This is a genomic window from Pseudomonas brassicacearum subsp. neoaurantiaca (genome assembly GCF_013608025.1).
Classification (GTDB): domain Bacteria; phylum Pseudomonadota; class Gammaproteobacteria; order Pseudomonadales; family Pseudomonadaceae; genus Aquipseudomonas.
The window spans coordinates 136516-151253 of the sequence record NZ_VDLV01000055.1 but is presented as its reverse complement, the minus strand read 5'-3'; the positions used below and the strand labels follow the sequence as shown (position 1 = coordinate 151253).

15 protein-coding genes are annotated in these 14738 nt (G+C 60.8%); 3 read left to right on the top strand and 12 right to left on the bottom strand.

Translation table 11 applies throughout. The annotated features are described in order from the left end of the window. Positions 1–73 precede the first annotated feature (73 nt). From FHK92_RS24750 to FHK92_RS24740, 3 genes are all read right to left on the bottom strand, one after another. Positions 74–511 carry a DUF3995 domain-containing protein gene (locus FHK92_RS24750; RefSeq protein ID WP_030141291.1) on the bottom strand — a complete coding sequence of 146 codons (438 nt, stop codon included), beginning with the start codon at positions 509–511 and terminating at the stop codon, positions 74–76. Positions 512–650: 139 nt separating this feature from the next. Further along, positions 651–1661, bottom strand: coding sequence for an ABC transporter substrate-binding protein (locus tag FHK92_RS24745; RefSeq protein ID WP_181290430.1), 1011 nt, complete (start codon positions 1659–1661; stop codon positions 651–653). 189 nt (positions 1662–1850) lie between these two features. Beyond that, entirely contained in the window at positions 1851–2300 is a 450-nt protein-coding gene (locus tag FHK92_RS24740; RefSeq protein WP_181290534.1) for a hypothetical protein, read from the bottom strand. Between the two features lie 409 nt (positions 2301–2709). Between FHK92_RS24740 and FHK92_RS28220 the strand changes: the two genes are divergently transcribed. The 3 genes from FHK92_RS28220 to FHK92_RS24730 all read left to right on the top strand — a co-directional run bounded on the left by FHK92_RS28220 (position 2710) and on the right by FHK92_RS24730 (position 3626). Then, positions 2710–2946 carry a hypothetical protein gene (locus tag FHK92_RS28220; protein WP_375154630.1) on the top strand — a complete coding sequence of 79 codons (237 nt, stop codon included), beginning with the start codon at positions 2710–2712 and terminating at the stop codon, positions 2944–2946. 122 nt (positions 2947–3068) lie between these two features. After that, complete coding sequence (locus FHK92_RS24735; RefSeq protein WP_181290429.1) at positions 3069–3299, top strand: hypothetical protein; 231 nt, start codon at positions 3069–3071, stop codon at positions 3297–3299. Positions 3300–3389: 90 nt separating this feature from the next. Next, complete coding sequence (locus tag FHK92_RS24730) at positions 3390–3626, top strand: DUF2789 family protein (RefSeq protein WP_181290428.1); 237 nt, start codon at positions 3390–3392, stop codon at positions 3624–3626. Positions 3627–3833: 207 nt separating this feature from the next. On the opposite strand, the gene FHK92_RS24725 is transcribed toward FHK92_RS24730, so the two are convergent. From FHK92_RS24725 to iolD, 9 genes are all read right to left on the bottom strand, one after another. Then, on the bottom strand, positions 3834–5441 hold the full coding sequence (locus FHK92_RS24725) for a methyl-accepting chemotaxis protein (RefSeq protein ID WP_258232738.1): 1608 nt from the start codon (positions 5439–5441) through the stop codon (positions 3834–3836). A gap of 172 nt (positions 5442–5613) precedes the next feature. Beyond that, positions 5614–6018, bottom strand: a complete 405-nt coding sequence (locus tag FHK92_RS24720; protein ID WP_030141286.1) for a TraR/DksA family transcriptional regulator — start codon at positions 6016–6018, stop codon at positions 5614–5616. Positions 6019–6343: 325 nt separating this feature from the next. Beyond that, on the bottom strand, positions 6344–7366 hold the full coding sequence (locus FHK92_RS24715) for an ABC transporter permease (protein WP_123415655.1): 1023 nt from the start codon (positions 7364–7366) through the stop codon (positions 6344–6346). A gap of 150 nt (positions 7367–7516) precedes the next feature. Continuing rightward, a complete protein-coding gene (locus FHK92_RS24710; RefSeq protein WP_181290427.1) occupies positions 7517–9070 on the bottom strand; it encodes a sugar ABC transporter ATP-binding protein in 1554 nt (517 codons plus the stop codon). 73 nt (positions 9071–9143) lie between these two features. Further along, positions 9144–10067, bottom strand: coding sequence for a sugar ABC transporter substrate-binding protein (locus tag FHK92_RS24705; RefSeq protein ID WP_181290426.1), 924 nt, complete (start codon positions 10065–10067; stop codon positions 9144–9146). 53 nt (positions 10068–10120) lie between these two features. Beyond that, entirely contained in the window at positions 10121–10273 is a 153-nt protein-coding gene (locus FHK92_RS24700; protein ID WP_181290425.1) for a hypothetical protein, read from the bottom strand. Positions 10274–10415: 142 nt separating this feature from the next. Next, on the bottom strand, positions 10416–11468 hold the full coding sequence (locus FHK92_RS24695; protein WP_181290424.1) for a Gfo/Idh/MocA family protein: 1053 nt from the start codon (positions 11466–11468) through the stop codon (positions 10416–10418). Positions 11469–11623: 155 nt separating this feature from the next. Continuing rightward, complete coding sequence (locus FHK92_RS24690; RefSeq protein WP_181290423.1) at positions 11624–12634, bottom strand: Gfo/Idh/MocA family protein; 1011 nt, start codon at positions 12632–12634, stop codon at positions 11624–11626. Positions 12635–12665: 31 nt separating this feature from the next. Next, positions 12666–14597, bottom strand: coding sequence for a 3D-(3,5/4)-trihydroxycyclohexane-1,2-dione acylhydrolase (decyclizing) (gene iolD, locus FHK92_RS24685; protein ID WP_181290422.1), 1932 nt, complete (start codon positions 14595–14597; stop codon positions 12666–12668). Positions 14598–14738: the final 141 nt, after the last annotated feature.

The following is a 14738-nucleotide window of genomic DNA, read 5'->3' as shown; positions in this document are numbered from 1 at the left end:
AGTCTTGGGGCTGCTGCGCAACCCAGCGGGAGCAAGCTCCCTCGCCACGGGACTTGCGCTTATCTGCAAGCGCTCAGGCCCACGCCACCGCCAACAACCCTGCCCCCAACACGACACACAACGGCGAGTACACCCAGGTATCGAGCCGGGCGAACGTCGAGTCCTTGACCTCCTTGAAGAAGCCCACCAGGTTCGACTCGCCAATGGCGCGGGCAAACATCAACAAGGCAATCGCACTGATCAACCACTGCAACGCCCGGTGGGTGACGGGCGGCGCGATCAGGCCGACACGCAGGCACACCAGGACCGCGATCATCAGCAGCGCGAGCGCCACCAACAACGTCAGCCACCCCGACGGGTTGAAGGCCGGTTGCAGCGTGCCACCCTGCTTCACCGCAACCTGCGGCACGACCGCTGAAGCAGCCCAGCGGCCCCCCAGCGCCCAATACAAATGAATCAAGCTGATGGTCGCAAAGACTGCGACCAGCGACCGAGCCAATAAAAGCGTCATTCGCCAGCCTCCAGAAAAAGGTTGAACATTCATCCTAGCTCGAATTTGGCATTTCGCTGGACGGGGCAAAGATTGCCAGTTTCCAGCGAATGACGACTTGCCCAGGATCAACTGTTCAATGGACTGGCGCAGGAACTCGCTACAGGCCGGCGGAAACCTTGTCGGCAATCTCCTTGGGCACCCAGGCCTGCCAGACCTGGGGATGAGTCTTGAGGAACGCCTCGGCCGCCTCGCGGGACGGCGTGCGCTTCTCGCTCATGTCGGCCAGGGCCTTGTTCAGCGGCTCGATGGGCAGGTCGACCTTGCTGAAAAACTCAGCGATGTCCGGGTGTTGCTGCTGGAACGGCGCCGACACGCCAATCGACAATTTCGACGCCAGGGATCGGGTCGGCTTCGGATTGGGGTTGTCGGCGTCGGTCAGGGTTTTCCAGGCCTCGGCATCAAACGGCGGTTCTTGCAGTTGCATCAGTTTGAACCGCCCGAGCAATGGCGTGGGGGACCAGTAATAAAACAAAATAGGCTTGCCACGGCGGATCGAAGAGGTGATTTCCGCGTCGAGCGCGGCGCCGGAGCCGCTGCGGAAATTCACGTAGCTGTCGGCAAGACCGTAGGCCTTGAGCTTCTGTTTATTGACCACCTCGGACGTCCAACCGATGGGGCTGTTGAGAAAGCGGCCCTTGTCGGGACTTTCCGGGTCCTTGAACACGTGTTTGTAGCGCGCCAGGTCCTCGACGCTGCGCAAGTCCGGCGCCAGCGGCTTGATGCCCTTGGCCGGGTCACCCTTGATGACGTATTCCGGCACCCACCAGCCTTCGGTCGCGCCCTTGACGGTATCGCCTAGCGCCACCACCTTGCCCTCGGCCTCGGCCTTGACCCACACCGGACTGCGACCGGCCCATTCTTCGCCGATCACTTGGATATCGTTATTGGCCAAGGCGGTTTCCAGTGTAATGGTCGTCCCCGGTAGCGTGTCGGTCGATAGACCGTAGCCTTTTTCAACAATGATTCGCAGGATATCGGTGATCAGACTGCCGCTTTCCCAGTTCAGGTCGGCGAAATGGATTGGCGCCGATGCAGCGGACGCTGGAAGGGGTGAAACCAACACAGCGAGGGTGGCCCAGGCAGCCAACCACTGTCGAACTCGTTTCATGCTTGATACCTCATGCCGAACACAGCAATAAACCGAACGGACTGGCGAACCGGACGCAAGCCTCTGAATAGTTCAGTCAATTGACTGTAGCCAAGGTTCCAGCAAGAGCCTTTTAAAACTGTTACGGAAAGGGAAAGAGCGAAGGTCAATCAACCCGATGCGTCATTTCTTTCAATCACCGGCCGCGTGTTACTCACTGGCCTTGAATGTCACAAGTTCACCTTTGCGCCATTTGGCTGCCTTGGCGGTAACCGCTTTCAAAGTCTTGGTCAAACCTTCCTGCAACTGTTCGTTGGCGGCAAATACCGTCACCACGCTGTGCCCTTCCTTGAAGAGGATGGCCTGGCCATCGGCAGTCGTGACGAACGCATAATCGCCAAGGCCATAGACGGTCAACTTGATTTCACGAAACCTGATTTCAAATTTTCCGCCCTCGCGACTCGGCAACACTGCCGCGCGAAAATGATCACCAACCTTGAGCTCGAGCCGCGGCTTGTCATCAACCACCAAGGCCGACTCGGTATCGATTTCGGCAACATAGATGCCTTCCGCGCTCTGTTCGGTGATGTAGACAAAACGTGACTGGAACAGCTTTACCAGCTTTGCCCGCAGATCACCCAGTACAAATAACGCATGCATGTCGAGATTACTTACTGCCAAGGAAACATCCCCATCTTTATACGGCCACCCTCGAAGGATGGACCACGAGAACCCGCACGGTCGCAATGACCGGTAGTTGAATTCGAAGTGAACGGCGCGCCCAGGCCCGGGGCGAGAGAAGACTAAAGGATTGTCGCTCTCGCTGTCTTTCCCGGCGGTCTGCAGAGGCTGAAGGAAAACACCACTCTGACCATCGGAAAAGGTGGGACTACTAACTTTAGGGAAATTTCTCACTTAAAAAAGCTTTTTTCTGACATCGAGGCCAAAAAAAATTGCTTTAGATAGCACAGCCGCCCCCACGGTGTAGTCGATTCTAGAGCAGCCGCGGGCGCGCAGACTACTCGAAATGACCGGCAATTCGTCGGTAAACCATAGAAAAGGAATTCGCATGGCAACTTTCACTACGCTGATTCGTCCGGTCACCCCCTGTATTGCCCAAGCACGTGGGGCCGCTGACGATTGCAATTACCTGCCCATTGCGCTGGTCCAGCCACGTTACAGGGTTGTCCTGGCCGGCAGGTGTTTTTTTCACATCGAAGAAACATCGACTGGACGTGTAAGGGGTTTCCGCGCCGATCACAACGAAGCCTGTCATCTGGCCAGGAGCCTCGAACAACGCGCTTGAGCTCATTTATGAACCGTCCATGACTTAACTCAGCCGTGCAACGGCAACTGCTGCCATACTGGCTGCCCAAAAAAGACCGCCGCTCATTGGCGGTCTTCGCATAAGAAGAAGGGAAGCGCGACGTGACGGAACTTGATATCGGTGATTTTTTTATTCGGGGCGAGGCCAGAGAGGTAGAGGGCGAATTCCAGGCGGTGATTGTCATGCGCGCCAAACCGCCGTTGACCGCCATCACCTGTCACCAGGTGGAAAAGGATCGCTGGTTCAAGACTCCGGAAGTTGCCGCCCAGGCAGCCAGGGAAGCGGCGAAGGCCCTTAAGCGTGCCATCGACGAAGGTGCGCTGAAAGCGTGAAACCGATCGAACTCCTGACGACTGCTTGCCTCAGATAGAAGGAAGCAACCGAAGCGCCATGACGGCGGCAGTCCTGAGGAGTCCTGCAAAATGGAACAACCATCCCACGAGCTCAAAACCCTGTTCGACCAACTCGGCCTGCCTTCGGACGGCAAAGCCATCGACGATTTCATCATGGCGCACCCGCTGGACCCGAATATCAAATTGGTTGATGCGCCTTTCTGGTCAGATCAACAACAAGACTTGCTACGCGAATGGCTGCTCGCCGACGGTGAAGAGGCGGTCCTGGTGGATCAGTTGAACGTGCGTCTGCACGACGGGAAATAAACCCTACATGAGGCAATGACAGTTGAGTTTTTGTGGCGAGGGGATTTATCCCCGCTGGGCTGCAGAGCAGCCCCTCGAAAGACTGGAATGCAGCCCCCTGACGTACCGCAGCGATAGCTATTAGGGGCGCTGCGCACCCCAGCGGGGCGGTGCGACGTTTCGCTAAATCCCCTCGCCACAGGTTAGTCATATCGCCGGTGATCAGGCTCAGTGCGCCTTCTCGGGCTTATAGCCCAACCGCAATCCTCCCCAATGACGCCCTTTCAGCATGATCGGTACCGACAGGTCATGCATCAGCTCACCGGTGTCCCGGGTGTAGGTTTGCAGCAGCACCGGCTGCTGGTGACTGCCACAGCGAATCCCGGTGCGATCGGAGAACTTGCGTTTGGTGCGGTTGCTCAGCGTGTCCACCTGAGGGTCGCCGGTCAGCGGCTGGCAGAACGCGTTGTTGTGGGTCGGCACGTAGCCTTGCTGGGTGCAGGCAATCGCAAAGACCAGCCCTTCATGCCGCGCCAGTAACGGCTCCTGGATCGCCGGCAGCACTTGGTCGGTGTAGCGGTCGAAACGCGTCTGGAACTTGGCGGGGTGGGTATTGGGGATGGGTTGGTAGTTTCGGTCGAACAGATCGTCCAGGCTGATGCGGCCCTGGTCGATATCCGCCTCGAATTGCGCGGCGATCCGGCTAGCCCCTTCTCGCGCCAGGTCATAGACCCGCTGGTGATAATCGTCCAGGCCCACCTCGGCCAGGCGCTCGCTGATGGTTTCGGCCTGGCCTTCCATCTGCACGGCCGCTTCGGCCAGGCGCTGGGTCTGCTGGTCGCTGATGGCCAAGTCGCCCCGCATCTGTTCGATGGCATGGAACAGGCTGTCGAGTTGCCCACGATTGGTGTCGGTGCCTTGGGCGATGGCGCTGACCTGGGTTTCGACCCCCGCTGCGAGGCGGGCGATATTCTCCAGGTGCTGGCCGGTGTGCTCGACTTGCTGCACGCCACTGTCCAGGTCGCCGGCCAACTGGCGTATCTGCTCGACAACTTGCGCGGTGCGTTGCTGGATGTCCGCCACCATCACGCCAACCTCGCCGGTTGCCGCGGCGGTGCGCCCGGCCAGGCCGCGCACCTCATCGGCCACCACCGCGAAGCCACGACCATGTTCACCGGCCCGCGCCGCCTCGATGGCAGCATTGAGGGCCAGCAGATTGGTCTGGCTGGCAATCGACTGGATGACCAGGCTCACGCGCTGGATTTCATCGCTGCGCACGCTCAGCGCCTCGATCAACTCACGACTTTCATTGGCGCGCTGGCTGAGCTGATGCATGCGACTGATGGATTCCAACAGTTCGCTGCGCCCGGCCACGCTGCTGCGATGGGCCTCGCTGGCCGCCCCCAAGGCTTGCTGACTGAGCTGCGAGGTGGCCTGTTCGGTGGCGATCATCGATTCGGCATTGCTGACGATCTGCGCGGCGGCACCCAGTTGCGACTGGACCTTACCGGCCAATTGCTTGACGGAATAGGCCACGCCGGCGGCGGACAGCGCGTTATGGCTGGTGGTATAGGAGAGATCGCGGGTCAGCTCGGCCAGGCTGTCGCTTGCCGCCTGTACGGGCACATTGGCCAGGCGCGAGCGCAGGCGTGGCAACCAGACGATGAGCATCGCCAAGGGCAGGCCCAGGTACAACGGCCATCCGCCCAAGGCCATGCCGCACAGCAGCACAACCAGCGCCAGGCTTTGCAACGTCGGCGCAAGCCAGCGCGCCGCACCGTGCGCCACAGGCACCGAGGCCGACGCTGTCGCCGCCAGAGATCCGTCTGTCGCCATTTTTCGTCACCCACATTTCTCGTTGTTATGCCAGCATTAAACGCCACTACCGAGCCATTATCCATGGTCCATTAGTCGTGTTTTCGGCTATAGATCAAGAAGCGTGAAGATCAGAAAGCAAAAAGATCGCAGCTTCGGATGAAGGGCTGCGATCTTTTCCAGAAACGGGGAATCAGGCCTGACGTTGGTGCTTGTCGATCTGCTCGTGGCGTTCTTGAGCTTCGATGCAATATTTGGTGGTCGGGCTGATCAGCAGGCGCTTGAGGCCGATGGGCTCGCCGCTGTCATCGCACCAGCCGAAGCTTTCGTCGTTGATGCGGTCCAGGGCCTGCTCCAGTTGCGGCAGCATGCGCTGGTCGCGATCGATGGCGTTGACCAGCCAGGTGCGCTCTTCTTCTACGGAAGCAGCGTCCGCCGGGTCGGCCGGGCTGTCCAGGCTTTCAATGGCGATTCGGTTCTGTTCGATGCGCTCGTGGGTTTCGACTTTCATGTTCTGCAACAGCTTGGTGAAGTAAGCCAGTTGCTCGGCATTCATGTAGTCATCCGCCGGCATGGCCAGCAACTTTTCCTTTGTCATTGATTTCTCTATAAAAAAACGTGCATTAAGGCGAATTATGGAGCGTCCCGCATCAAGCGGCCACGCTCATCGGAAAGGCGCCGTCTATTCCAAGCGCCACCCGGCACTCAATTTACGAGGGGCGGCAGTCTAAGGCCGAGTCGGGGCGTCAGCAACCGAAAACATGGGGAAAATGTCCGACAAGCGCCTCAAATGCCGTTTAACGGGCTTCTGCCAGCCGTCGGAGTGCGTTTATAACAAGAAATTCGCTGCAATGGCTGTACTAAGAAGACAAATGGCAGCGCCACGCGGGTCAGGCGTGGCGCTTTGTCGCATCGAGCGGTGGTTAACGCTTGAGCTTGCGCTTGTTGCGATATTGATCGATTACCACGGCGACCACGATGATCAATCCTTTGATGATGTCCTGGATGTACGCATCGACACCGACGAAGGTGAAGCCGCTGGCCATGACGCCGAGGATCAACGCACCGATCACCGTCCCGGTGATGCGCCCTACTCCGCCGGCCAGGCTGGTGCCGCCGATCACCGCCGCGGCAATCGCGTCCAGCTCATACGACATGCCCATGCCCGCCTGCCCGGTCGCCGCCCGCGCCGAGGCGACCACGCCGGCCAACCCCGCGAGCAGGCCGGCGATGCTGTAGACAATCACCAGGTGACGCTTGACGTTGATGCCCGACGTCCGCGCGGCCTGCATGTTGCCGCCAATGGCGTAGGTGTATTTGCCGTACTTGGTGTAGCGCAGGGCAATGTGGAAGATCACCGCCACCACCAGGAAGATGATCACCGGCATCGCGCCATGGCCGATGGCCGTGTACGAATCGGACAACATGCTCACCGGCTGGCCTTCGGTGTAGTAGCGCGCCAGGCCACGGGCCGAGACCATCATGCCGAGGGTAGCAATGAACGGCGGGATACCGGTCACGGCGATGATGCTGCCGTTGATCGCTCCCGCCAGCAGCCCCACGCCGAGCCCCGCCACCACCGGGATCCACACGGGCAGGTCGGTCAGGGACGGAAACACCGCCCGGGCGAAATCCGAGGTCTGGGCCAGGCTGGCGGCGATCATCGCCGACAGCGCCAACACCGAGCCCGATGACAGGTCGATACCCGTGGTGATGATCACCTGGGTCACGCCGATGGCCAGCAGGCCGATGATCGACACCTGCAGGATCATCAGCACCAGGCGCTGGGAGTTCATCAGGAAACTCTGGTCGCGCATGATCCAGCCGAACATTTCGAACACCAGGCCGATGCCGATCAGCACCAGGAAAATGCTCAGTTCCGTCGGCAACCGCCGACGCGTCCTGGCCGGAGCGGCCGCAGGTTTGTTTTCCAATATCGCGTTCATAGCCACTTACCTTTTTTATCTGTGGCGAGGGAGCTTGCTCCCGCTGGGTTGCGGAGCAGCCCTAAAAACAGGGACGCTTCGCGCCCCAGCGGCAGCAAGCTCCCTCGCCACGGGATTATTGCTCGACGTTATTGATCCGTACGACGGGCATCAGGACAGGCCCGACGCCAGCTGCATGACGCGTTCCTGGGTCGCTTCGCCACGGTCGAGGGTGCCCATCAGGTCACCTTCGTGCATGACCATGACGCGGTCGCTCATGCCCAGCACTTCCGGCAGCTCCGAAGAAATCATGATCACCGCCATGCCTTCGCTGGCGAGGTAGGCAATGAGCCGATAGATCTCGGCCTTGGCGCCGACATCGATGCCGCGGGTCGGCTCGTCGAGGATCAGGATCCGCGGGTTGGTCATCAGCCAGCGCGCCAGCAGGGCCTTCTGCTGGTTGCCGCCGGACAACGTGTCGATGCACTGCTCCAGGGACGGCGTCTTGACCCGCAGCTTCTTGCACATGTCCTCGCACAGCGCTCGCAGGGCTTTTTGCTGGATGAAGCCGTTGCCGACGTAATGAGGCAGCACGGCCATTTCCATGTTTTCCAGCACCGACAGGCACGGGAAGAGGCCACTGAGCTTGCGATCCTCGGTCAACAGCGCGAAGCCCTTCTCGATCGCCATGTGCGGATCGGTGATGCGCACCGGCTGGCCGTCCAGCAAGATCTCGCCGCCGGTACTCGGGGTCACGCCAAAGATCGCCTCGGCAACGTTGGTCCGGCCCGAGCCCATCAGCCCGGCGATGCCAAGGATTTCCCCGGCATGCAGGTCGAAAGACACGCCTTTGAAAATGCCTTCCAGGCTCAGGTCGCGCACCGACAGGACCAAGTCACCGATGGGCTTGTCCCGCACCGGGAACAACTGGCTCAGTTCGCGTCCGACCATCATCGAAATCAGACTGTCGCCGTCCATGCTGTCGGCCCGTTGCAGGCCGATGTAGGCGCCGTCGCGAAACACCGCCACTTCATCGGCGATGGCGAACACTTCATTCATTTTGTGGGTGATGTAGATGATGCCCTTACCCTGGGCCTTGAGGTCGGCAATGATCGAAAACAGGTGGGCGACTTCGGTCTCGGTGATGGCCGAGGTCGGTTCGTCCATGATCAGGATGTCGGAGTCGTACGAGACCGCCTTGGCGATTTCCACCATCTGGCGCTCGGCGATGCTCAGGTTGCCCACCTGCTCCTCCGGGTCGAGCTTGATGCGCAAGCGCTCCAGCAACCGGGCGGTGCAGCGATGCATTTCACCGTGGTCGACCATGTGCAGGCCGTTGAGCTGTTCGCGGCCGATCCAGATGTTCTCGGCGATGCTCATGTGCGGCATCAGGTTCAGTTCCTGGTGGATCATCGCGATCCCGGCCTGCAACGCCGCCAAGGGCGTGTCGAAGGTGACGGGCTTGCCGCGCAGGCGCAGCTCGCCGGCGTCCGGCTGGTAGATGCCGGCGATGATCTTCATCAAGGTGGATTTGCCTGCGCCGTTTTCGCCCATCAGGGCCAGCACCGAGCCGGGGCGCACCCGCAATTGCACGTCGGACAACGCCACCACGCCGGGAAAGCCCTTGCTGACGTTGACGACCTCCAACAAGTACGGTTCGTCGGGTAATACGCCCGGTCGGAACGTTGCCGCCGGGGCGCTCGAAGCAGTCGCAGATGCGAACATGGTCAGGTACTCCCTCGGCAAGGTCGGCGCGGCGACCTTGCCTGCTTATTGTTGTGGTGGGCCAGGCGCAGCGTCACTTGAACTGGTCGACGTTCTCCGGCGTGATCAGGCGATACGGCACCACGACGGATTCCATTTTCTCGCCCTTGGCCATCTTGACCGCCGTGTCGATGGAGCCATCGGCCTGGCCCTTGGCGTCCTGGAACACCGAGACTGCCATGTCGCCTTTCTTGATGGCGTTCAAGCCGTCCGGCGTGCCGTCGACCCCGGCAATTAACACGCTGCCCTTCTTGGTGCCCGCTTGCTTGAGGGCCATGGCGGCGCCGATGGCCATCTCGTCGTTGTTGGACACCACCGCGTTGAATTCACGGCCTTGGGTCAGCCAGTCGTTGACCAGGGTCATGCCCTTGTCCCGGGACCAGGTGCCGGTCTGTTCCTGCTCGATCTTGATGTCCGGGTATTTCTTGAGGACTTCCTTGACGCCTTTGGTGCGGTTGGTGGTGGAGTTGTTGGCCAAGTCACCCAGTAGGATCACGATGTCGCCCTTGCCGCCCATCTTGTCGGCCAGGTATTGCATCTGCATGCGCCCGGCTTCCAGGTCATCCGAAGCCACGGTGACCACGCCTTGCGGCAACTTCGGATCGTCCGGACGACGGTTGACGTACACCAGCGGAATACCGGCGGCCACGGCGGCCTTGGTGATGCGCTGGGTCGCGGCGGTGTCCACCGGGTTGACGATGAGCGCGTCGACCTTCTGGCTGATGAAGCTTTCAACCTGGCTCAGTTGCTTGACCACGTCGCTGCGCGCGTCTTCGAACTGCAGCGTGACGCCGTCCGGCAGGGACTTGGCTTTCTTGTCCATGGATTCGCGCAGGTAGGTCAACCAGGTGTCATCGAACTGAGACATGCTGACGCCGATCTTCAGGTCCGCCAGGGCTGCGCCACTGGCAAACATCAATGACAGGGCCAGCGAGGCAATGCGGGTCTTGGTGTTCATGAACGTTCTTTCTCCACTTTTTTGTTGGTCTTATGGATAAGGCGTGACGGACTTCAGGAACGCGGCAAACGCACGATCGGTGCGCCGGGCATGCAGCACACCACGGCGCCCTTGCGCTGGATGCACAGGGATTCAAACAAGGGAAGGATTGCGGACAGGCGCAAGGACGGTGACAGGTGAAACGCAGAGCGGTTGAAGGTTTTCATCGACGGTACCTGGCTGTGTTTCTTGTTTTTGTTTCGTCCTTCGTCCATTCAGGGCAGGCCTGGATAAACGCGGACAGGGTTGTCGGTAACCTGGAATCGACTTTATTGGAAAATATTTTCCATATCAACTAATTTTAGAATTTTATTCGTTTTTTGTTCCATGCCCTACGGGCGCAGATAAACACACCACCACGCCTTGCTCCGCACTTTGCCTGGCAGCGTCCAGGATACGCGTCGTGGCCAAGGCATCGCGGGCCGCCACCGGCAGAGCGCCGTCGCCCTGCAACGCGGCCTGGAGGCGCTGATAGAACTCCAGCCAGCATCCCCGCTCCGAGGCGACCCGTTCGCGCTCTGCGCCGTGTTCGAACCAACCCCAGCGCCGGTGCTCCTCGGCGCCCCAGCGTTCGCCTTCGGTAGCCGGGCTCAAGCCCGCCAATGCCTGGGCTTCCTGCCCGTCGAGGCCTTCGACGGTATAGCAGCCTTCGCTGCCGCTGACCCGGAAACGTGGGCGTGGAGCGTTTTGCACGCAATTGCCGCTCAAGTGGGAAATGACGCCACCGACATGGGTCAGTGACATGAAGAAACCGTTATCGAACGCCTGGCCCGGCTGTCGATAATCGAGCTCTGCATACACTCTTGTCACCGGCCCGAACAATTGCAGTGCCTGGTCCACCAGATGGCTGCCTAGATCCCGCAGGAATCCCCCGCCACTGCCTTTTCCCACCGAAGTCGGCGAATAACGCTCGACGCTGGATTCAAAGCGAATGACCTGCCCGAGGGCGCCGGACGCAAGCAATTTGCGCACCGTAAGGAAATCCGAATCCCAGCGCCGGTTCTGGTAGACGCTCAACGGCACGTTGCGTCGCTCGGCGGCCAGCACCATCGCTTCGGCCTGTGCGGCGTCGAGGGCAAAAGGCTTGTCGCTGACCACCGCCGCGCCGAGTTCGATCGCCTGCATCACGATGGCCGGGCGACCGTCCAAAGGGGTGGACACGACCACCGCATCGACACCCGCCGCCACCAACTGTTCGAGGGTGTCGAACGCCTGGACCTCCGGGTAATCGCCGGCCAACTGCTGGCGCCGCTCGGCAGAGCGGGTCACTACGCCGACGAACGTAGCCCCCGGCAGGCTGCTGATCAGCGGCGCATGAAAAAACCGCCCGCCTTTGCCGTAGCCGACTAGTCCGATTCGCATGAAAACTCCTTGTCAGTCATTGAACATGCCATCCCCTGTGGGAGCGAGCTTGCTCGCGATGGCGGTGGATCAGCCTGCATTATGTTGACTGACCCACCGCTATCGCGAGCAAGCTCGCTCCCACAATTGAACTGCATGCCACAGGGGAAATAGGGTCAGCCGTAGAACCGCGGCCGCTCCGGCAGCTCGACCCGCACAATCTGCCCACTCTGCTGCGCTTGAATACACGCATCCGCCGCCACCGCCGCGGCAAAACCATCCCAGGCCGAAGGCCCGCCCACCTGCCCGGCGCGTACACCGTCGATGAAGGCCTGCAACTCGACGTCATAAGCCGCGATGAAGCGGTCCTTCCAATCCATCAGGATCGCATTGGACAGCTTGGCGCCGCTGCGCAGTTGCACCTGGGACGGTTCCGGCAGCTTGGCAATGCCGGTCTCCCCCACTACTTCGCATTGGATGTCGTAACCGTACTGGCAATTGACGAACACCTCGACGTCGATGCGCGTGCCCTTGGCGGTTTCCAGCAGGACGATCTGCGGATCACGCAAGTGCGCCAGGGCCTTGCTGCTCTTGCGCGGGAACACCACCTGCACCGACACGTAGTCATCGGCCAGCAGCCAGCGCAGCACGTCCAGCTCGTGGATCAGCGTGTCGGTGATCGCCATGTCGGTCTTGTAGTTTTCGCCCACGCTCGGGTTGCGGTGGGCGCAGTGCAGCATCAACGGCTCGCCGATCTGGCCGCTGTCGATCACCGATTTGAGCGCGCGATAACCTTCATCGTAAGGCCGCATGAAGCCGACCTGTACCAGGCGCTTGCCCTGGGCCACTTCGGCTTCGACGATCTTGCGACAGCCTTCGGCCGTGACCGCCAGGGGTTTCTCGCAGAACACCGGTTTGCCTGCCGCGATGGCCGCCAGCACGAACTCTTCGTGGCTCGGCCCCCAGGACGTGACAAGGATCGCCTCGACGTCCGGCGCCTTGATCAACGCGTGGCCGTCCGGATAGACCTCGGCGGTCAGTTTCAGGTCGGCCACCACTTTTGCCGCCTGGGCAAGGTTGATGTCGGTCACCGCCACCACCTGGCTGTTAAGCAAGGTCTGGCTGCAACGACGGATATGGTCCTGGCCGATGGCCCCGGTGCCGATGACGCCCAGCTTCAAAGACATGTGGAACTCCTTAATGTAGGTGTTGGCGCAATCAGTATTGACGGGCCTTGGCCAGTCGTTCGTTGAGGGTCTTGGCGACGGCGTCGGTGCGGGCGCTGGTGGAGACTTGCGCCACGCCGACCCGCCACCACGACAGGTATTTGTGGATCATGGTCTTGGGCAGGACCTTGATGTCGATCAGCGTCGAGACCGTCTGGCGCCGGGCGTCGGCCAATGCCGCGTGCAACTCGTCCAGCGTCTTGACCTTGTAGGTCTTGCAGCCGTAGGCCGCCGCGCTCATGGCGAAATCCACCGGCACGAAGCCGCCGTCGAGCTTGCCCGTCTCGGGGTTGCGGAAGCGGAACTCGGTGCCGAAGCTGTCCATGCCGTGTTCCATTTGCAGGTTGTTGATGCAGCCGAAAGTCATGTTGTCCAGCAGCACCACATTGATCTTGCGCCGCTCCTGGATCGAGGTCGCGAGTTCCGAGTGGAGCATCATGTAGGAGCCGTCGCCCACCAGCGCGTAGACCTCTTTGTCCGGCTCGGCGAGTTTCACGCCCAGGGCGGCATTGACCTCGTAGCCCATGCACGAATAGGCATATTCGACGTGGTAGGTGTTCACGCCCTTGCTGCGCCAACTGCGCTGCAGATCACCGGGCAGGCTGCCGGCGGCGGCGACGATGATGGCGTCGTCCGCCAAGGTTTGGTTGAGCGTGCCGAGCACGCGGCTCTGGGTCAGGCAGGAGCCGGTGAGTTCGATGAATTCACGAAATACCGCCGGGTCCATGTGGTCGTTGATTTCCGGGACGAAGTCCTGGGTGTGGAAATCCGCCTGGTAGATCCGGTCCACTTCCGCGTCGAGTTGGGCCTTGGCGTCAGCGATCTGTCCGCCCCATTCGGCACGGTAATCCGCCAACTTGTCGGCCAGCGCCTCCAGGCCCGAACGGGCATCGGCCAGCAGTTGCACGCCGTCGAGTTTTAGCGCATCGCACGGGCTGATATTGAGGTTGAGGAATTGCACGTCGGGGTGCTGGAACAGCCATTTCGACGCCGTGGTGAAATCGCTGTAGCGGGTGCCGATGCCGATGATCAGGTCCGCTTCCTTGGCCAACAGGTTCGCCGCCAGGCAACCGGTCTCGCCGACGCCGCCCACGTTCAGCGGATGGCTGGAGACAATGGCGCTTTTCCCCGCCTGGGTTTCTGCAAAAGGAATGTCGAAGCGCTCGGCGAAGGCTTGCAACGCGGCGTTGGCGCCGGAATATTTCACCCCGCCGCCGCAGATGATCAGCGGCTTGCGCTTGCCTTTGAGCAGCGCCAGAGCGTCACCGAGCATCGCTTCGGTCGCCGGACGACGGTCGATGCGGTGCACGCGTTTTTGCAGGAAGTAATCCGGGTAATCGTAGGCCTCGGCCTGCACGTCCTGGGGCAGCGCCAGGGTCACCGCGCCGGTTTCGGCCGGGTCGGTCAGCACGCGCATGGCATGGATCGCGGCGGTCATCAATTGCTCGGGGCGGTTGATGCGATCCCAGTACTTGCTCACGGCCTTGAACGCATCGTTGGTGCTGATGCTCAGGTCATGGAATTGTTCGATCTGTTGCAGCACCGGGTCCGGCTGGCGACTGGCGTAGACATCCCCCGGTAACAGCAGCAGCGGGATGCGATTGGCCGTCGCGGTGGCGGCAGCGGTCAACATGTTCGCCGCGCCGGGACCGACCGACGAAGTACAGGCGTAGATCTTGCGCCGCAAATGTTGCTTGGCAAACCCGATGGCGGCATGGGCCATGCCCTGCTCGTTGCGGCCCTGATGGACCACCAGGTCGCCGCAGTCCTGCTCCAGCGCCTGGCCCAGGCCCAGCACGTTACCGTGACCAAAAATGGTAAACACCCCGGCGACGAATTTGCTCTGGACGCCATCGACCTCGACGTATTGATTATCGAGGAATTTCACCAGGGCCTGGGCCATGGTCAGTCGTGTTGTGGTCATGCTTGCACCTTTTCAAACGCAACTCGGTCAAGTGTGGGAGCGAGCTTGCTCGCGATGGCGGCGGCCCAATCAATATATCGTTGCCTGACACACCGCTATCGCGAGCAAGCTCGCTCCCACAAGGGTTCTCCATCGTTCAGG

Bases quoted from the DNA above. Each gene is read 5' to 3' on its own strand.
- FHK92_RS24715 (WP_123415655.1), bottom strand. From the start codon at position 7,366: ATGAACGCGATATTGGAAAACAAACCTGCGGCCGCTCCGGCCAGGACG.
- FHK92_RS24725 (WP_258232738.1), bottom strand. From the start codon at position 5,441: ATGGCGACAGACGGATCTCTGGCGGCGACAGCGTCGGCCTCGGTGCCT.
- FHK92_RS24705 (WP_181290426.1), bottom strand. From the start codon at position 10,067: ATGAACACCAAGACCCGCATTGCCTCGCTGGCCCTGTCATTGATGTTT.
- FHK92_RS24695 (WP_181290424.1), bottom strand. From the start codon at position 11,468: ATGCGAATCGGACTAGTCGGCTACGGCAAAGGCGGGCGGTTTTTTCAT.
- FHK92_RS24690 (WP_181290423.1), bottom strand. From the start codon at position 12,634: ATGTCTTTGAAGCTGGGCGTCATCGGCACCGGGGCCATCGGCCAGGAC.
- FHK92_RS24745 (WP_181290430.1), bottom strand. From the start codon at position 1,661: ATGAAACGAGTTCGACAGTGGTTGGCTGCCTGGGCCACCCTCGCTGTG.
- FHK92_RS24730 (WP_181290428.1), top strand. From the start codon at position 3,390: ATGGAACAACCATCCCACGAGCTCAAAACCCTGTTCGACCAACTCGGC.
- FHK92_RS24720 (WP_030141286.1), bottom strand. From the start codon at position 6,018: ATGACAAAGGAAAAGTTGCTGGCCATGCCGGCGGATGACTACATGAAT.
- FHK92_RS24750 (WP_030141291.1), bottom strand. From the start codon at position 511: ATGACGCTTTTATTGGCTCGGTCGCTGGTCGCAGTCTTTGCGACCATC.
- FHK92_RS28220 (WP_375154630.1), top strand. From the start codon at position 2,710: ATGGCAACTTTCACTACGCTGATTCGTCCGGTCACCCCCTGTATTGCC.
- FHK92_RS24740 (WP_181290534.1), bottom strand. From the start codon at position 2,300: ATGCATGCGTTATTTGTACTGGGTGATCTGCGGGCAAAGCTGGTAAAG.
- FHK92_RS24700 (WP_181290425.1), bottom strand. From the start codon at position 10,273: ATGAAAACCTTCAACCGCTCTGCGTTTCACCTGTCACCGTCCTTGCGC.
- FHK92_RS24710 (WP_181290427.1), bottom strand. From the start codon at position 9,070: ATGTTCGCATCTGCGACTGCTTCGAGCGCCCCGGCGGCAACGTTCCGA.
- iolD (WP_181290422.1), bottom strand. From the start codon at position 14,597: ATGACCACAACACGACTGACCATGGCCCAGGCCCTGGTGAAATTCCTC.